At 63.0% G+C, this 16,376-nt stretch carries 18 protein-coding genes; 4 read left to right on the top strand and 14 right to left on the bottom strand.

What is annotated here, in order from left to right:
- Positions 1-13: 13 nt before the first annotated feature.
- The 6 genes from ACLFKU_RS24685 to ACLFKU_RS24660 form a co-directional block, all read right to left on the bottom strand.
- Positions 14-1,180, bottom strand: a complete 1,167-nt coding sequence (locus ACLFKU_RS24685) for a DUF6094 domain-containing protein (protein ID WP_410850791.1) — start codon at positions 1,178-1,180, stop codon at positions 14-16.
- A 16-nt stretch (positions 1,181-1,196) separates the two neighbouring features.
- Positions 1,197-1,769, bottom strand: a complete 573-nt coding sequence (locus ACLFKU_RS24680; RefSeq protein WP_410850790.1) for a DUF3275 family protein — start codon at positions 1,767-1,769, stop codon at positions 1,197-1,199.
- Between the two features lie 295 nt (positions 1,770-2,064).
- Entirely contained in the window at positions 2,065-3,204 is a 1,140-nt protein-coding gene (locus ACLFKU_RS24675) for a hypothetical protein (RefSeq protein ID WP_410850789.1), read from the bottom strand.
- A 140-nt stretch (positions 3,205-3,344) separates the two neighbouring features.
- Complete coding sequence (locus ACLFKU_RS24670) at positions 3,345-3,764, bottom strand: antirestriction protein (protein WP_410850788.1); 420 nt, start codon at positions 3,762-3,764, stop codon at positions 3,345-3,347.
- 580 nt (positions 3,765-4,344) lie between these two features.
- The gene (locus ACLFKU_RS24665) at positions 4,345-5,019 is read right to left on the bottom strand and encodes a DUF3577 domain-containing protein (RefSeq protein WP_410850787.1); all 675 of its coding nucleotides are present in this window, start codon (positions 5,017-5,019) and stop codon (positions 4,345-4,347) included.
- Positions 5,020-5,497: 478 nt separating this feature from the next.
- Complete coding sequence (locus tag ACLFKU_RS24660) at positions 5,498-5,890, bottom strand: helix-turn-helix domain-containing protein (protein WP_212173990.1); 393 nt, start codon at positions 5,888-5,890, stop codon at positions 5,498-5,500.
- 351 nt (positions 5,891-6,241) lie between these two features.
- Between ACLFKU_RS24660 and ACLFKU_RS24655 the strand changes: the two genes are divergently transcribed.
- The 3 genes from ACLFKU_RS24655 to ACLFKU_RS24645 all read left to right on the top strand — a co-directional run bounded on the left by ACLFKU_RS24655 (position 6,242) and on the right by ACLFKU_RS24645 (position 7,535).
- Positions 6,242-6,661 (top strand): ACT domain-containing protein, encoded by a 420-nt coding sequence (locus ACLFKU_RS24655; RefSeq protein WP_410850786.1) that lies wholly within the window; start codon positions 6,242-6,244, stop codon positions 6,659-6,661.
- Between the two features lie 332 nt (positions 6,662-6,993).
- Complete coding sequence (locus ACLFKU_RS24650; RefSeq protein WP_410850855.1) at positions 6,994-7,236, top strand: type II toxin-antitoxin system ParD family antitoxin; 243 nt, start codon at positions 6,994-6,996, stop codon at positions 7,234-7,236.
- The gene (locus tag ACLFKU_RS24645; RefSeq protein WP_410850785.1) at positions 7,233-7,535 is read left to right on the top strand and encodes a type II toxin-antitoxin system RelE/ParE family toxin; all 303 of its coding nucleotides are present in this window, start codon (positions 7,233-7,235) and stop codon (positions 7,533-7,535) included. The genes ACLFKU_RS24650 and ACLFKU_RS24645 overlap by 4 nt, the downstream gene beginning before the upstream one ends.
- A gap of 149 nt (positions 7,536-7,684) precedes the next feature.
- Here ACLFKU_RS24645 and ACLFKU_RS24640 read toward each other — a convergent pair whose 3' ends face one another.
- From ACLFKU_RS24640 to ACLFKU_RS24625, 4 genes are all read right to left on the bottom strand, one after another.
- On the bottom strand, positions 7,685-8,116 hold the full coding sequence (locus tag ACLFKU_RS24640; protein ID WP_410850784.1) for a TrbG/VirB9 family P-type conjugative transfer protein: 432 nt from the start codon (positions 8,114-8,116) through the stop codon (positions 7,685-7,687).
- The gene (locus ACLFKU_RS24635) at positions 8,113-9,444 is read right to left on the bottom strand and encodes a TrbI/VirB10 family protein (protein ID WP_410850783.1); all 1,332 of its coding nucleotides are present in this window, start codon (positions 9,442-9,444) and stop codon (positions 8,113-8,115) included. The genes ACLFKU_RS24640 and ACLFKU_RS24635 overlap by 4 nt, the downstream gene beginning before the upstream one ends.
- A 2-nt stretch (positions 9,445-9,446) precedes the next feature.
- Positions 9,447-10,226 (bottom strand): TrbG/VirB9 family P-type conjugative transfer protein, encoded by a 780-nt coding sequence (locus tag ACLFKU_RS24630; protein WP_410850782.1) that lies wholly within the window; start codon positions 10,224-10,226, stop codon positions 9,447-9,449.
- Positions 10,227-10,489: 263 nt separating this feature from the next.
- Complete coding sequence (locus ACLFKU_RS24625; protein WP_410850781.1) at positions 10,490-11,230, bottom strand: VirB8/TrbF family protein; 741 nt, start codon at positions 11,228-11,230, stop codon at positions 10,490-10,492.
- A gap of 75 nt (positions 11,231-11,305) precedes the next feature.
- Between ACLFKU_RS24625 and ACLFKU_RS24620 the strand changes: the two genes are divergently transcribed.
- Positions 11,306-11,566 carry a hypothetical protein gene (locus ACLFKU_RS24620; RefSeq protein ID WP_410850780.1) on the top strand — a complete coding sequence of 87 codons (261 nt, stop codon included), beginning with the start codon at positions 11,306-11,308 and terminating at the stop codon, positions 11,564-11,566.
- 2 nt (positions 11,567-11,568) lie between these two features.
- Here the strand turns inward: ACLFKU_RS24620 and ACLFKU_RS24615 are convergent, their stop codons facing one another.
- Genes ACLFKU_RS24615 through ACLFKU_RS24600 form a run of 4 tightly spaced genes read right to left on the bottom strand, consistent with a single transcriptional unit; the run spans position 11,569 to position 16,325 of the window.
- Positions 11,569-12,597, bottom strand: a complete 1,029-nt coding sequence (locus ACLFKU_RS24615; protein WP_410850779.1) for a type IV secretion system protein — start codon at positions 12,595-12,597, stop codon at positions 11,569-11,571.
- Positions 12,598-12,632: 35 nt separating this feature from the next.
- On the bottom strand, positions 12,633-12,917 hold the full coding sequence (locus tag ACLFKU_RS24610; protein WP_410850778.1) for a hypothetical protein: 285 nt from the start codon (positions 12,915-12,917) through the stop codon (positions 12,633-12,635).
- Positions 12,918-12,928: 11 nt separating this feature from the next.
- On the bottom strand, positions 12,929-13,732 hold the full coding sequence (locus ACLFKU_RS24605) for a conjugal transfer protein TrbJ (RefSeq protein ID WP_410850777.1): 804 nt from the start codon (positions 13,730-13,732) through the stop codon (positions 12,929-12,931).
- The gene (locus ACLFKU_RS24600) at positions 13,725-16,325 is read right to left on the bottom strand and encodes a VirB4 family type IV secretion system protein (protein WP_410850854.1); all 2,601 of its coding nucleotides are present in this window, start codon (positions 16,323-16,325) and stop codon (positions 13,725-13,727) included. The genes ACLFKU_RS24605 and ACLFKU_RS24600 overlap by 8 nt, the downstream gene beginning before the upstream one ends.
- Positions 16,326-16,376 lie beyond the last annotated feature (51 nt).

Genomic DNA, 16,376 nt, shown 5'->3' with positions numbered 1-16,376 from the left:
GAAGGGATCCGGTCTAGCGGATCGTGACGATGCGCCCAAGATTCGGGCCGGGTGTGAAGTCGATGCCAGCGATCGTCGGAACGAACCGGTCGCGCATCAGGATCGTGGTCCGGATGTCGCCCTTGTCGGTTTCCTCGATCTGGACCTCCTGTTCCTTCTGCTTGATGGTGTCGCCGCGGATCAGCAGGCGCGTGCCGTCGGTGCCGGTCACCACACCGGTGATCTGACCGGCCGCAAGCGCCAGGGCGAGATGCCAGTCGGACAGGTCGCGTAGCGGCCGGCGTGGCACGACTGCCTTCGAAGCGAACATCGTGGCGAACTGCGGCCAGAGTGTGGCGCCCTGCAGGCGTTCCAGTTCGTGCCCAAGCTGCGGCGCATCGATCCGGGTAGACATGAACGCGTGCTCGCCGGCGATCGAAGGAATGCAATAAGGGGCTGCCGTCCAGTGTTCGGGTAATTCCGGTGGCAGCTCGCCTTCGGTGATACGGGCGAGGCGTGTCGCCAGTGCGCTGTCCACGCCATCGGCGCGCCGTTTGACACCGAAGAGGACGAGCTGTTTGAACGTCTGATCGGGCGCGAGGAATGCCTCGACATGCGTGAAGTTGCGAGCGATCATGGTTGCGAACTCGCGATCCATGACGTAGTGCGGCACGATCAGCACGAGCACGCCGCCGAATGCGAGCCACGGGACCGTTTTCAGGTAGAAGAGTTTCTCGAGGCGATTCGGCTGACGCTCGCCGGTCTGCGCCTTGTCGGAAACGACGTCGCCGTAGGGCGGATTGAGGAACAGCAGGCCCATGCTGCGCGCCGTGATGAACATGTCGTGGACGTCGGTATGCGCCACGGTATCCAGCACGCCCTTCGCATGCCAGGCACGCTCGCGGTCGTATTCGACGCCGAACGCCCGGAGGGCATCGGGGAGCGCGGATAGTTCTGCGAGCGCATCCTTCAGGTCGTGCAGTGCAGCGCCTTCGCCGCAGCACGGATCGAGCAGCCGCACCGGACGATCAGAATCGGCCAGTGCAAGCACGGGGACGATCCGGCCGAGCGTGACGGCGTCGGTCGGGAAATAGCCGTTTCTGATGAAATTTCTGGCGAGGCGGGGAAAGATCAGAGCCATGGGAATCTCCTTGGGACTGCAGAGGGACGGGTGTGCCCTGCGACCGAAGTCGTAGGGCACACCCGCAATCGGGAAATCACGCCTTCAGCCAGGTCTGCGTGGAGGCCTGGAAGGCGTAGCCGAACGCGCGAAGCTGGTCACGCTGCTGACGGAACACGCCGCGGTCGACGGTAGGGTCGAGCTTTACAGGGTCGCCCGCGACGATGGCGTCGGCCAGTTCGGTGCCGAAGAGGTCGGGCAGATACAGTTCACCTGACTCACTCCCAGCCTGCGCGGTGATGGCGGTTTCGTCCCCGCGCGCGGTGGTAACCGTACCCATACTCGCACCCGGCACGCGTTCCTCGTCCGCCGGATCGGGCTCGGTCGAGGCCGGCGCCTGCCCGGTCTCGTTGAACGGTTCGTCGTTGTCGAGCTGAACGTCGGCGAGTCTCGCGCGGATCTCGACGGTGACCTTGCCGTACCACACGTAGCTGTGCGGGTAGATCTTGTCGATGAGAAACGTGCCCGTGTACGCACCGGGCTCGAACTGTTCGAGGACCTTGTCCTTGACCTTGAACTCGCCGACCGACGTCGTGAGTTCGCCGACCTGGAACGGGCCGTTGCTGCCCTTGATGGTGCGCACGTCGAGCGTGCCGGAAAGGGAAATCATGATGCCTCCACGAGGTGAGGCGGGATCGTCCCTGGCGGGCATGGCGTCCCGCCGGTTGGGAAAGATGGGGTGCGGATGAATTCCGTCTGCCCGTTCAGGATGTCGATGGCGGGCAGGCAGCTGCGCAGACAGTGGCGCCGGAAAGCAGCTGCAGGTGTCGCGTAACGTGGCGACGCACGGATCTGCATCGGGCAGATCAGCAGCAAACGGTCATTCCGGGCGGGCGGGCGAGCGTCGCGCGCGCCTGGAATGACGCCTGGCATGGGAACCAGGCGCACTGGAACAGTGAAGAGGACTACTCGGCGGGTTGCGGAGCAGGTTCGTCTGCATGCCGCTGTCCGGTGATGTGACGGAAGAGCCGTGGTGGAAACCGGAAGAGCCGGCCGCCGCTTTCGACGATCCACGTGCGGTGCTGCCGGCCGACCACGACGGCTTCATCGATCGACAGTCCTCTGAGCGTCAGGACGTCGCCCGAAGTGAGCGAGCGCGAGCGCGCGGCATGCCAGGCGCGGACCTGATCACGCCATCCGGGTGAGGCAGGTGGAACCATGTCGAGATAGGCCAGAGGACACGAGTAATAGAAGGGCTCCATTTCCTCGCACATATCCTTGTAGCCCCAGCCTGCGCAGCCTTTATCCCACGCGAGCAGATCGCAGCCGATGTAGCGGAACGGCGGTTCATCCGGCCGCGCAATTTCCCATACGGTCCAGAGCACGTTGCCACTGGTACAGTGTCGCAGGCAGCGGTGTGTCGTACCGTTGTGTTCTTCGTAGCGGGTCAGACGTTCGATCAGTTGTGAGCGGGTCTGCCCATGACCAAAGAGCCATCCCATGATGCACCTCGTGAAGTGAAGCGGCGCATCATTCCCGGGCGGGGACGATACCCCGCGGGGAATGCACCGTTGGGCCGGTGCGGGTGAAGGAGTGATGTGAGTCGGCGATGCCGCGACAGGGCCGCGGTCACACCGTTGCTGCGAGCGAAGGTCGCGCCCGATGACGGTGCGTACCGAACTGATGATGAAAACGGTCCAGTCGGCGAAGTACCGGTCATCGAACACGATTGCGCCGGAGGTGAGCCCGAGCTGGACCGGTAGTGTGAACCTGCCCGTGGGGACGTGGCCGCCAGGCCCTGCGACGACTTCCATGTCGGGAAAGAACAGGCGGCCTTCGAATGGGTCAAGGAATTCGAGTCTCATTTCGCGCGCTTCGACCATATGGCAGTAACGCAGCCGGCCAATCAACGGGCCATCGAAACCCGGTGCGCGCGACGCGCTGAACGGTTCGTCGCGTCCATTGAATAGTCCGAGATAGAGGCCGTCGGGAAGATTGACGTTCTGGTCCGTATAGTGCGGCAGCGATCGACCGTCACGACACGCAAAGAAGGGCTGCGGCGAATCGCTGTCCTCATCGGGCCGGCTCGCCGCGTGGCCCAGCATGCCTGGCTCGGGCAGGGCGTATCGCGCGCCGGATGGCCGGGGAGCGAGGAGCGCACAGGTTGACATAGTTGTCTCCGGTAAGAAGCGCGGAGACGTGCCCCTGCGGGCTGCGTTCCGCAAGGGTTGAGGAGTGGACGGGGTCAGTCGATGGCGGCGAAGATCTCGCGCGCCTCGGGGTGAGAGGGCACGAAGGCGATGAGCCTGTGATAGAGATCGGTGAACGTGTCGTCTTCGGTTGACCACGCCATGGCATTCAGCGCGAATAGCGTCGCGACAATGCCAGCCGCATCGCAACTCATTTCGCCCGCGTAGCCGTTGCCGTCGCAACTGATGTTCGGCGGACCATCCATGCGGGGGCTCATATAGAACGCGTTGTTAGACAGCTCGACATAGTCCCAGAACCCGCCGCGGTAGGCATCGCAAAGTGATTCCATTGCGGTGTAGACGGCAATCTCACCGCGGATCATGTGCCTGCCAAGGTAATGCGGCAGGATTTCCATACGGCGTTCCTCGGGCACGAGGGTGGCGACGATGGAACGTGTTTCAGCAGCCTGGTTCATGACATCCTCCAGAATGATGCGGAGGACGACTGCCCCTGGACGGGGAAGCGCATTCCCCGCGTGGGTTGAAGAAGACGAACGCCACCTGTCACGCGGATGCTGGTCCGCGAGTGGGCGACAGGCAGTGGGTACGAAAGGGCAGCAGGGACTGCCTCGCTGATAAGGGCCGTCGGCCATACGAACACCCAAAGCTGGGAAGACAATCCGGACCTGGCTGGTTCACCAGGTGCAGCCGCGCAGACGGAGGCGCCGGACAGGGCTGCAAAATGTGTCGCCAGACGTGGCGACAGACGAGCCCGCAACTGGCAGGCCAGCAGTGAAGCGGTTATCCGTCATTGACCAGCGCGGTGAATCACGGATAACGCCTGGCAGATCGTGAACTGCCAGGCACCGGTCTAGCCGGGACCATCTGTCCGGCACAAACGTCACGGCGTGACGGGGCCACCGTGGACCCGGACGGGAATCGGCGGGACCATACCGGCTTTCCGGAGCAGCTCACGTTTGTCGCTCCGGAAAGCCGGCTGAACGGCCGGGCGTAGAGATGAGTCCCCGCGCCGGGCGGGGACCATGTTGTTGCCGCTTACCGGTTGCCGGCAGCAGGTTGGCGGATGTTGCCGCCGCCCTGACGGCGAAGTGGCGGATAGCGGTTGGTGCGCTGCGCGGCGTGTCTGGCGGTTGCGTCAACTGCCGGTGCACCTTCACCGGAGTCTTCATCCTTGCCCCCGTCGACCGGTTCTCCGACTTCAGGGGTGCCGCGGTCATCGCGATGCTCGGTCGATGACTCACGCCCGTCGACGATTTCGCGCGAGCTATCGGCACCCGCTTCGGTGTCGTCGCCTTCGTCGCGCCAGACTTCCTGGCCGTCGACCTTGATCCAGAAGAGCTTGAGAAGACGCCCTTTGAGGACGGAGCCCGTTTCGCCAGCGCGGTTGCCGGTGCATTCGAACGTACGGATATAGTGATCACCGGACCGGAAGGCGACGAGCACCTTCACGTCCCGATCATTGGCGTCGTCCATGACGGAGCGAACTGCTTCTTTTGCCTTTTCGCCGGAGACGATCAGGTCGAGCGGAAGATAGACGATGCCGTTATCAACGTTCGGATCGCCATGAAACGCGGAGATCGAGCATGCAAGAAAGGGTTTGGCCTTGCTGCGGCCATTGCCACGCGAGGCGACATCGCGGACGCGGGAGAGATACCCGAGGCCGCGCAGATGAAGATCGAAATACTTGCGGGGTTCGACAGACTGGTTCATGACGATTCTCCAGAACGAAAAAAGGGAATCGCCATACCCGCGTCGGGGAATGACAATTCCCCAGACGGGTCAACAAGGAAGCTTCAGATCAGGTGACCTGCGGTGGTCCAGACGACGGGACGAAGCGCAACCGCAAAAGGTGTCGCACGGGCGACGGTACTGCAAAGGATGCTGGACGAATTCCAGCGGGCAACTTCAGTTGTGAATCGTAGCCGGCAACACCAAAAAGTCAAGGCAACCTGTTGCTATGGATTATTCGCAGTCCAGATGAATATATGGGCGCTCAATGCGATCTCACGATATGTCACCCTGTTTCACTGCCTGATCCGTACCGCGTTCGGCGCGGGTCATCTATCCAGACGGCAGATCAGGTGAAAGCGGGTACCGCGGGCAGCGCGCAGATTCAGGGCGCGCCAAGATCGCCACCGCGCGGGTGAGCATATAGGGGAAACGGCGCACCGCTGGACCGTCGGTGTGGTTATGGGTTCTGTTTGCGCGGGCGCCGCTTGCCAGCGGCCCGGACATTCGTGGTCAGGGTGATGGCTTCATCCATGAGATGCTCCAGTGCATCCTGCTGGAGCGGGGTGAGTACCGAGAGCTTCTGATGGATGCGCATTGCGCGGTCGGCCGGGCCGGTGGCGGTTTCCCCAAGAAAATCCGACAGCCGGCACTCAAGGATGCCGGCGAGCTGGGCAAGGCGTTCGAGGCTGGGGGACGTCACCCCACGTTCGATGTGAGAGAGCGATGCCTGAGCGAGACCAGCCGCTTCGGACAGCTGTTCCTGGGTCAGGCCGAGCGCCTTGCGTCGGGTAGAAATCGCCTTCCCGATTGCCTTGACCAGTTGTTCATGCTCGCCTTGCTGCCTTGTCACTGCCGCTCCCACCCTGAAATGCGGCAAGTGTGCGTGGACAGACGAAAGCAAAGAAGGACTTGAAAACTAATAATATGTGTAATACGTTATATTCTGAAATGCCGGCGGACTGGAGTGTGGTTTCCGGCCGGATTCGGGAATGAGTCAGAGGGCTGCTCGCGTTGACTCTTTTGGCTTGTATCCGTGAGATTGGGGCTTTGGCGGGAACCTGCAGTGTAATGTCACGTGAGCTCATCAGAATGCCGGATATGTTTCTGATTCGTTCACAATATCGTGTTAGCGAGTGTTGGATACCGACCGTGACGGCCGGTATTCCAGTCCGACAAAACTTCTTGCCCGACGGGGAGCGCGGTGAGCCAACCGGTTACGAAACTTGAGCAACTGCTGGCGTCGATGCAGCCGGAGCTGAACGATGGTGCCTACGTCTTTTCATCCGTTCAGCCGGACAGGGACGTGTCGCGACTGGCGCCCGTGGCAACGTTTCGCGAGCGTGAAGGACTGACCATCATCATCGACGAGCAGACAGCATTGCGTGAAGGCTTGCCGGTGCTTTTCCGCGCAGCGTGGATCACGTTGACGGTCCATTCCGATCTGGAGGCCGTTGGGCTCACCGCGGCGGTCGCCGAGGCGCTGACCCGGGCCAGCATCAGCTGCAATGTCGTGGCCGCCGCGTTTCACGATCACATTTTTGTGCCGGTCGAGCGTGCGGCGGATGCGCTTGCCCAACTGGCTGGACTCCAGGCAAAAGCGCTGCGCGACGCGACGGCCTGATGTTCTCTCCGCAGTTGTTCCGGCATGGGAGCGGGTATCGTCATGACCTTGACGAAGTCAGGCTCCCGCTCACTGCGTGACAACATGGTTTTCGGCTATCCACGGAGCATGTACGCGGGAGATTTCAGACATAAAGGGCCGGAACGTGATGCTCCGAGGAGAGGCGTTCTCCCGACCAAAACGCCCTGCGCGCTAACCTTCAGCACGCTCGGTTAAAGCAGTCCGATTTGACTGTGATGCTGCGTTGCCGCTTTAAATCCGAGCCATCTAGGGCGAGATTTTTCGACATCAAATACCAGAAATTGGTATTCTTGGTGGAGGAGGTTCGGGCCATGAGCAAAAGCACATCGTTCACACTCGGTGAACACTTTTCGGAATTCGTCGATGATCGCGTGCGCAGCGGCCGCTACAGCACGGCGAGCGACGTTGTGCGCGCCGGCTTGCGCTTGCTCGAGACCGAGGAAGCCAGGCTGGAGGCGCTGCGAAACGCCCTGATCGAAGGCGAGCAGTCCGGGCCGTCGCGCCCGTTTGATTTTCGCAAGTACATTGCGGGCAAGCGGAACAGAACCGCATGAAGGCTTATGTTCTCTCTCCTGCGGCCGAGCGTGACCTTGACGACATCTGGGATTACACGGCCGGGAGATGGGGGGAGGCGCAGGCTGAGCATTACATCCTGGGCATCGAAAGCACCATTTCCGGCCTGGCCGACGGTACCCAGCCGAGTCTGTCCGCAGCAGATGTGCGCGAAGGCTACAGCAAAGCGCTGGTTGGAATGCATGTCGTGTTTTTCAGGGAGTCGACGGCGCTGATTGACGTGATTCGCATCCTTCATCAACAGATGGATATTCCGGCGAGACTCGGGGACGACAACTAGGCTGATCAGCGCAGTGATGTTTTCTCCAGACAGGGTGTCGTGACCTGTTGCGCGAATACGCAAGTGTCGAATCTGATTGCCAGGACCCGGTCAGCAGCCGCGTCACCCGAAGCAAGCCCACAGATAGACTGCGGGTGCGAGCCTGTGGGTCACGGCCGCAGACCCGTGGGGCTCGACGGTGTAAGGCGGCGCGGCCCCGCAGAGCCGAAATGCGCGCTCGCTGGCGGCCCATTGCGGCTCGCACGCTCGGCACGCGCTACACGGTTTCCTTCCCGGAACACCAGCGCCATTTCCATTTGATCGACGACGACGTAGGGCGGGTCAGGGTGCCAACGCAGGAGCAATGGTCCGCCTGGCGTATCTGCCAGGATGGCGGGCACGTGCTTCGGATCGTCAAACTGCAGGTAGATCCGCTGGCCGTCGTCGAATACCTGATATGGCCGGACTGCGGTGTCACCGCCCAGATCCAAGTCGAAATCGTAGACCGGACCCATTGCGGTCGGTGGTTCGGCGCAGGCTGATTGAAGCAGACAGGCCGTGAGCAGTACGGTTGCAGAAAGCAGGGCGGTGAAGGGTTTCATCGATGGCAACTCCCGTCAGTGGTGCCGGGCGGCAGCAGCATGTCGCGCTGCGTGATGAACGTGATGCGCTGACCCGGCTCCAGCCGCAGCGTCGGCTGGATGTTCATGTTGCGTTGAAGGATCGTCTGCGTGGTCTGGGATAGCGATTGCGCCGCTGCTTCCGACAGATCGGTCGACATGCCGCCGTTGATGTTGATCGTCGTACCGTTCGACTGGCTCTGGTTGTGACCGAGCCAGGCCGCTACACCTGCGATGAGGAACGTCGATCCAAAGATCCTGAAGAAGTGATTGTTGACGTCGGCGCTGACACCGGCTTCACCATCGGGGTCGTTGCCGGTCAGGCCGTCGAGCCGCATCGAGGCGTGGCGGAAGATCATCCGCGTGGCGGCCATCAGCATCAGGTCCTGACCGATCGCCACATCGTTATTCGTGCGACCCAGGATCCGCGTGCCCTTCGGAATCAGCAGGCAGCTTCCGTCGATGCTGTCGTAGATGTCGCGATCGACCATCGCGCGGAAAGTACCGGGCATATCGCTCTTCGCGCCCTGCAGGATCACGGTGGGAATCGGTGTACCGCCCATCACCATGTAGGGTGAACCGACAGGGACCGGGACCAGCGGTGCGCTGTCGTCGTTTCCTTCGCCCTGCTGCCTGATCCAGTCGGCGTTCCGATGATCGGTCGCACTGGATACGCTCACGGAGGACCGTCCCGATGCGGGCGATTCGCCGCTGCTCGTAGCGGCGCGGCCCGCCGCCGTCTGCTGGTCCAGGTGTTGCGACAGGTTGTCCGCGATGTGATCGAGCGGCGAGACTTTGCCGGCGGGCGCGTTGCTGGTGCCGCTGCCAGTGTCTTCGTAGGCGACGAGCGACTGGCTCTGCATGGCTTCGATCTGCCGCTGCAAGGCGAGGCGATCGGCATCGCCCGTTCCCGATGCTTCACCGCCATTCCTGTAGTTGCGGGGGAGTGGACCGCTATCGTCTCCGGGCGCGCCTTTGGGGATGCCATCGAGTGGCGTGCCGCCCAGCGGGGCGCTCGCGCCCGATGCCACATCACCCGCACGAGCCAGTGCCAGGTTGCGCTGGTCCTCGAGGCGCTTGCGGATCGCATCGGGCGAAGCCTTGGGCTGCCGGGCGTCCGCCTCGATCTGTTCACGCTCGCGCCGTTCGGCCGCGGTCTCGTGGGGATGGGATAGCGCATGGACGAGCACGATCGCGAGCAGCGCCGAGCACAGGACAATCAGCAGCGTTTTCGCGAGATTGCGGCGAATACGCGTGAGTTTCGCCGGTTCCTGCGTGAGCGGGGCGCTGCTGTTTTCGGGAGCGGCCATGGTCACGACTTCCCGTAGACGTTCTTCATGCGGGCGGAGTCACAGCCGAACAGGCCACACCCGTGACCGCGACCGTTGAAAACCCGGACCTCCTCCTTGCCGCGTCTTAGCAGCAGACCGTACGTCGTGATCTGCTGCACTTCAAAGAAGTCGCCCCCGAGCGGGATGAAGCTCGCGATCTCGGCCTGGCCTTTTTCGTCCATGACGAGGATGGCGGGCAGCTCGGCGTGATGAGGAAACTGCAGGTACGTGAAGCGCCCGTCGTCGAACACGGTCACCGGAGCGAATGGTGCGCTACCTTCGATCCGATAGTCGAAGTTCGCGTGATCGAGGGGGATGCGTGGACCGGCCGCGCGCACGTCACCTGACACGGGTGAGTCCGCCGGTGCGCCGCCATCTGCCTGCGTTATGGTATTCGCGCCTGGAACGTTGCCCGGGTATTCGATGCCGAAGGGCGAGACCTGTCCCGCCGTCATCTGCGCGTCGGTATCCAGATAGTGCCAGGAGACGCGTTGATACGCCGCGTCATGGTCCGACGAACGGAGGTCCAGTTCGTAGCGCCGCCTCGTCGTGATGACAGTCGCTGCATTGTCGAGTGCGGGCAGGCGCGCCTCGATGAATACGTCGCGCTTCGTGAGGGCGGTATGTTCGAGCCAGCGCTTGCCAGTGTCGGACAGGTAGACGCCAACGATTTCTTCGTCGGGACCGAAAACCAGATGGGTCTCTTCGTTCGTTCGTACGAGGACCGGATACCGGTAATCCGGATCATAGTCATAGACCACCAGCGACGAATCGTCGGGTGCAGGGTACGGCCCATTGATATGGGCTCGGGACGCGGGCGCGCGGGAAGTCGAGAGATTCGGGGCTCGTAGATGCGGCGCTGGCGTGGGCCTCGTATTCACAGTCGGCTGCGAGGTGATGGCTGTCACCGCACTGACCGGCAGCGGTGCAGGGGGCGTTGGTTCTGGCGCTGCGACCTGCGCCGCGGCTGGGCAGATGCATGCGATGAACAATGCCGCGCAGCACGCGGCATAGACAACAGGATTCATTGCGTGGCTCCCGGATTGACGCCCGCATAGGGCGTGAGGCTGAAGTGGGTGATGCGCAGCCCGATCGGGTTGTCCTTTTCTTCGCCGGGTTTCAGCGTCTCGGGCGCGAGCAGGAAGCTGGCCGTGAGCAGCATCTGTTTCGGTCGGGACGGTTTGCCGTTCACGCTCTCGATCAGCGTGAAGATCAGGTAAGCGACCTGACCGTCCGGCGAGAACGACGTCGAGTTCTCGACGAATTCGCGCGTGAGACCCGGCGTTTGCACGACGCGCTGCGCGACCGGATCGGTTACGGTGATGTACGTTTCGAGTTCCTGCGTCGCGGCACCCGACGTCCAGCCGAACGCTGCCGGTATCTGACGGGTGAGGGTGTCCTGGCTGTCCGCCTCGATCGTGAACACGCGCGAGGCCCACTTCACGAGGAAATAACGCTTGTTCGCCGCGGTGACGGAGTAGGTTTCCGCATAACGGTCCGAAACCCACACCGCGCCGCTTTTCTCGTCGTGCTCGACAAAATAGGGGCGGGGACCGCTGTGTGCGCTCTGCACGATCAGCGCCGCGCATTCACCGGCGGCAATCAGCGCGAACGCGACGGCCATCTTGATGGCGAGCCGCTTTTCCCAGATGGGACGCTGGAATGCCGCAAACCAGGCAGAGATCGCCTCTCCCGTATTCGGTGGTGGCGAGAGATCGGCACCCGATATCTCGGTGCCGGAAGAGGGCTGTACGCGTTTGCGCATCGCCTAGTCCCTCCGGCACGGGCATGCCCGCAGTGCTACACTGGCATCCTGTTCACCTGCTGCGAGGGTGCAGCCATGGCCAAGCTCAAGATCATCCTGCTCTATTTCGTGCTGCCGATCCTGCTGGTCGCGGCGTTCGTCCTGTATCAGGTCGGCGCACAGCATTTTGGCGTCGCGATGATGCTTGCGGGCGCAATCGCATTCATCGCCTGGTCGTGGATCAGGACCACCCCGAAGGAGCGTGCCGACGCGCAGCGCATCGATGAAGAGGTGCGATATCAACAGGACCAGGAATGGGCGTCGTATTACGCGTCGCACCGGCAGGATCATCACTGACCTCATTTGAGGATCCCCGGTGTGATCTGGCGGCCGATCGCGCCCTTCCCGAAGCCTTTAACCGCTCCTCCGCCACCGCCGGTGACAAGTGCTCTGGCGATCTCCGGCACCTGCCACATCATGAAGGCCCCGACACCGCAGACCAGCGCGAGCGCGAGCATCGCGAGGTAGTTCGTCGCGTAATAGGCATCGCTGTTCGTGCCATTCTGCGCGGCGGCCTGCTGCACGAGGCTCTGGATACCCGGCAATACACCGCTGTCGACGATCGCCATCATCAGCCACGCGACGACCTTGAAGAGTCCTGCTGAAATGGTGAATCTCAGCCAGCCGTCAAAGAGAAATTCGCCCGCAGGCAGGACATACCAGGGAATCAGCACCGGCCCAAGGCAGAAGGCAATGTCGAGCAGGAACGAACCGAACTGCACGACGACCACGAAGATCATCGTCATCAGCGCGATCGCGATAACCGCGAGCGCCTTCGCGAGAAATGCGAGCAGGATCAGCGGCAGGTTTTTGACCAACGTCCAGATGGAGTTCAGGCCTGCGGAGTTCGCCCCGGCATCGTTCGCGGCCCCGCACACCTGATGGTCGGTGTTCGGGATCACCACGCCATCGGGCGTGATGTCGGGTACCTGCTCGCACACCTGTGCCGCTTCCGTGCGCACGCCCTGGATGATGGTCGAGGCGGCATTGACGAGCGCGCGCAGGAGGTCACCGGGATTGCCCTCGCCACCTGACACACGTGACGCCATTGTCTGCATGTTGTCGACGAAATAGCTGTGCACGGTGCTGGACCAGGCCGTGAGCAGCACGAGAATCACCGCGCACCGGATCAGATGCCGGAACATGTTCGCGAAGAAGCCGGGGAAGTCGCCTTCGAGCAGCCACAGGAACACGTGCCACGTCGCCATGACGAGGCCGAGCGCGGCAAGCAGATCCATGCCGTCGGAGAGGAAGAGCGTCTGCAGGCTCATCCCCTTCGCCTGCATCGCAGCGAAGAGTGCGTTGAGCACGGAAATGACGTCGTTCATGGTCGCAACCTGTTCGCACCATCGTGGGCGGTTTGCTACCGCAGGGCGCCGCCGAGACGCAGCAACGCGAGCAGCAGAGCCAATGGCAGTGCGATCCAGGCTGCCGCAAACACTTGTGGGCTCTCGACATGCACGACCAGCAGTCCAACGAGCAGCGACAGACGTACGCTGCGGGTGATGCGCCGGTCGAACGACCAGTGCGGGTCGCGCTCCTCGAACGGCACGCGGCTGTGCAAACGGTATTGCTGCAGGGCGTGCAGCACCACGCGCAACTCGGCGGGCGTCGCACAGAGATGGCGAATCAGCCAGCGCAGCAACATCCCTGGTTCTCCTACTGGTCCTGCAGCAGATCGAAGTCGGGCGCGCCCTGCGTCGTCTGCTGCTCCTGCTGGTTGGTCTGGCCGAGCGCTGCCGCACGTGCGGCAGCAAGCTGTGCCGCGTTGCCCTGAGCCTGCGACTGCGCGATCCTGTCCTGCATCTGCTGCGCAACCTGGCGCTGCACGAGTGCATGCAGGTCGACCATCTCGCCAGCAAGTACATTCGACTGCTGGTTCAGCATCTGCAGGCCCTGCACATTGCCCGTGACACCTGGGATCTGAGACTGGATCTGCTGCAGGTTCTGCGCGCGCTGCGCGAGCGTGTCCAGATTCTGCATGTCCTGTGTCAGTTGTTGCTGATACAGACCGCCACGTGTCGACGCGAGCGACGTGTAGGCCGACAGCCACTGCGAGGGCGACATGCCCGTCGTATTTATCTCGGAGAGGCTGCGACCGAAGAGCCCATTCGTGGCAGTGGCCGCCTGCTGCAGTTGCGTGACAGCGGTGGACAACGACTGGAAGCTCGCAAGCTGTGTCCGGTAGGGAGCGATGGTCTGGTCGATCAGTGAGTTGGGAACCTGCTTCAGGTTCTGGACCATCGTCACGTACTGCTGCAGGCGGGTGATCTGCGCCTGGACGTTCTGCTCGACCATCTGCGCCTGCTGGGCGACCGAAGAAGCCAGCTCGGCATGGTTCAGCAACTGCGTGATTTCGGTGGCGCCCCCGTCAAGGCCGCCACCGGCGTGAGCCGCACCCGCGTGCAGGATCAGGGGAAGGGCCGCGACGAGCGCGATGCCGAGAATCGTGGACTTACGCATGACGGACTTCCTGTTCCGATGTCGAAGTCGCCCCCATGCTGGCCTGGCTCATCGCTTCGTCGATGTAGCGTTCCTTCCAGTCGAGACGTCCCGAGTGGAGGTGCCGGTCGAACATCAGTTGTGCGCTCATCTCCGATCGCAGGATGGCGATCGACGTGGGGTCCAGTGGCACCGAGATGCGCCGCGACGCGCCGCCCTGCTCGGTCACGAAGTAGTCGCGCTTGGCGACGAGCTGCTGGATCGTGCGGATCTGGGCGTCGGACAGGCCGAAATCGCGCTGGTAAGCCGCTTTCGCGGACGGCGTGAAGTTTTCGACCGGCACGAACACGCGCACGAGGACGTTGTCGCGGATCTGCGGCCAGATCTTCGAGGTCGAGACCTGTTCGGGCGATTGCGCGTCCATCCACACGCAGCCGAGCTTCTTGCGCATCGTGACGATCCAGTTCCCGATCTGCGCGGCGAACGCATCGTCGTCCAGCAGGTTCCAGATTTCCGGAAGCATCACGAGCGTGGGACCGATGACGCCCGAGGCGCGACGCTGCTCGAGCGAATCCTGGATGCGATAGGTCACATACGACAGGAACGGGCGGGCAATGGCCGGACTGGCGAGAATCCGGTCCGTCGCCATCGACACCCACTGGCCAGCGTTCGAGTCATGGTCGAAGCTGTCGCGCACGTTGTCGAAATAGTGCGCGTGAACGGCTGGACCAACCCACAGTGCCAGTTCGTCGGCAAGCGGACCGGCAGGCAGCGACGCGTGGACCGTACGCAGTCGCCACAGTCGCCGGTCGCTGCGGCTGCGCGTGGCAGCAAGCGCGGTTTCGAGTTCGCGGCGGTCTCCCGCCGTCACCCGGTAGGTGCCGCGCTGCTGGACGAGCATCACGATCCATTCGACGAGGAATTCCCGGTGCCGGAGATCCGCGAGCAGCACGAGCGGGTTCATCTGTGCACGTTCGTCATCGGAAGCGCCGGCTGCGTCATGATCGAACTGCAGGTAGCGTCCGCCCTGGAGGATCGCCGGGATACGCATCGACAGGTCCTTGTCGAACCCGTACAGCCACGCATCCGGATACTTGCGGAACAGCGTCGCGCACAGCAGCATGAAGATCGTCTTGCCAAATCCGGTGCGCCCGCACACAAGCATGTGCCCGACGTCGGCGAGGAAGGCGGTGAACCAGTAGGGCGTGCCGAATTCGGTCGGAAAGGCGGCCAGCGCAGGGCACAACGTGCCGGTTTCTTTCGTCAGATGTGCGTTGATCCGGTGCCCGTCCGACACCCCGCGCAGTGGCAGCAGTCGTGCCAATGCGGCGGTGTCGATGAACGACCATCGCGCGCATTCGCGCCACATGCCGGGGATGCTCGTCGCGAAGGCGGAGAAGGCGTGGAGGGTTTCGCGTACCGGCGTGAAGTGCGCGGCGCGCAGCGCTTCCTCGACTGCCCGGTGCGTCGCGACTGCCTGCGTCCACGCCGTTTCGACGGCGACGTCATCATCGAACGGCGTGGTCTCGAAAACGGGCGAGAAGGAAAGGACCGACAGGTTGTAGTACCCATACATTTCCTCGGCCATCTCGACCTTGCCGATACGCCGGTTGGCATCGTCGGCGGCAGTCGAGCGGGACTGGTTCTGGCGGGCCCCCGAGGTGTCCCCGCCGCGGAGCGTAGCGGCCAGCAGCGAGCGCGTGTCGAGCCGTCGCCCCTCGTGATAGCGACGGACGCCGTCGATGAAGCGCATCGCGGCGGTCGGCGTGGTGAGCCGGAAGCAGTGACTGACCGTCAGCTCCCCGGGCACCTTTAGCAGGCCGTCGAGGCTCGTGGGTAGTACGCTGTCCGGCCAGAAGTCACGCCGGGCAGGGATGCCGGCCGCGATCGCGAAGCGCTGGCGTCCGTGCGAGTAGAAGTGCAGGTAGTCGTGACCGGGGCGGACCTCGGTATCGCACATCGCGAGGTCCAGTGCGGGAATATCCGGTACCGGCACGGTGTGCACGTGATCGCTGGGCGGCGAGCAGCACGCGTGCATGAATGCACCCAGTGCGTCACCGCGGAGTCGACGGCAGGCCAGTCGCGGATTGCCGGCGACGAATCCAAACAGGATATTCTCGAAGGTCTCGACGACGGCAGCCAGTTCCGAAGCTGTATACGCGAAAAGGTACTGGTCGGAAAATGTGCCGCGCACGGCCTGCATCAATGCCTGCACGATCGACAGCCGGTCATGTGTCATGCCGTGCGTCACCTTGCCCGCAAACCGGTCGAGTCCGACCTCGGGGGCCAGCGCAAACGTGACGAAGTGGCGGTTCGCATAGTTCGCACCGCGCTCAAACGTGTCGCGCCGTGCATCGTCAACGCGCTGCGAGATGGGGTCAGGCATCGGCGCGCTCAGATACTGGGCACTGCGGCGGCGGTGCACGGTCCACCACATCGTCACGGGCCGGCGCGCGATATCGCGCAGCGACGTGATGAGGTTGTCCATCAGTTCGAGCACGTGGCCGGTCGAGAGCGCATCGGCATCGGGACCCGAGAACTCATACGTCGCCATCACCGACGAGTCCTTGTTGACGATCAGCGAGTCACTGAAGCGGAACAGCCACGGCACCATCTCGGCGGTCGAACGGCGGTCACCATCGGTACGCTGCGCGACCCGCTCAAG

The sequence above is a fragment of the Paraburkholderia sp. EG304 genome, assembly GCF_046543485.1.
In the GTDB taxonomy this organism is placed as follows: Bacteria; Pseudomonadota; Gammaproteobacteria; order Burkholderiales; family Burkholderiaceae; genus Paraburkholderia; species Paraburkholderia youngii.
The sequence above is the reverse complement of the archived record's forward strand: the minus strand, read 5'-3'. Positions and strand labels throughout refer to the sequence as shown.

Excerpts from the sequence above, each read along its gene's own strand:
- ACLFKU_RS24680 (WP_410850790.1), bottom strand. The coding sequence starts at position 1,769 with ATGATTTCCCTTTCCGGCACGCTCGACGTGCGCACCATCAAGGGCAGC.
- ACLFKU_RS24675 (WP_410850789.1), bottom strand. The coding sequence starts at position 3,204 with ATGCTGGGCCACGCGGCGAGCCGGCCCGATGAGGACAGCGATTCGCCG.
- ACLFKU_RS24670 (WP_410850788.1), bottom strand. The coding sequence starts at position 3,764 with ATGAACCAGGCTGCTGAAACACGTTCCATCGTCGCCACCCTCGTGCCC.
- ACLFKU_RS24665 (WP_410850787.1), bottom strand. The coding sequence starts at position 5,019 with ATGAACCAGTCTGTCGAACCCCGCAAGTATTTCGATCTTCATCTGCGC.
- ACLFKU_RS24650 (WP_410850855.1), top strand. The coding sequence starts at position 6,994 with ATGAGCAAAAGCACATCGTTCACACTCGGTGAACACTTTTCGGAATTC.
- ACLFKU_RS24645 (WP_410850785.1), top strand. The coding sequence starts at position 7,233 with ATGAAGGCTTATGTTCTCTCTCCTGCGGCCGAGCGTGACCTTGACGAC.
- ACLFKU_RS24640 (WP_410850784.1), bottom strand. The coding sequence starts at position 8,116 with ATGAAACCCTTCACCGCCCTGCTTTCTGCAACCGTACTGCTCACGGCC.
- ACLFKU_RS24635 (WP_410850783.1), bottom strand. The coding sequence starts at position 9,444 with ATGGCCGCTCCCGAAAACAGCAGCGCCCCGCTCACGCAGGAACCGGCG.
- ACLFKU_RS24625 (WP_410850781.1), bottom strand. The coding sequence starts at position 11,230 with ATGCGCAAACGCGTACAGCCCTCTTCCGGCACCGAGATATCGGGTGCC.
- ACLFKU_RS24620 (WP_410850780.1), top strand. The coding sequence starts at position 11,306 with ATGGCCAAGCTCAAGATCATCCTGCTCTATTTCGTGCTGCCGATCCTG.
- ACLFKU_RS24615 (WP_410850779.1), bottom strand. The coding sequence starts at position 12,597 with ATGAACGACGTCATTTCCGTGCTCAACGCACTCTTCGCTGCGATGCAG.
- ACLFKU_RS24610 (WP_410850778.1), bottom strand. The coding sequence starts at position 12,917 with ATGTTGCTGCGCTGGCTGATTCGCCATCTCTGTGCGACGCCCGCCGAG.
- ACLFKU_RS24605 (WP_410850777.1), bottom strand. The coding sequence starts at position 13,732 with ATGCGTAAGTCCACGATTCTCGGCATCGCGCTCGTCGCGGCCCTTCCC.
- ACLFKU_RS24600 (WP_410850854.1), bottom strand. The coding sequence starts at position 16,325 with ATGGTGCCGTGGCTGTTCCGCTTCAGTGACTCGCTGATCGTCAACAAG.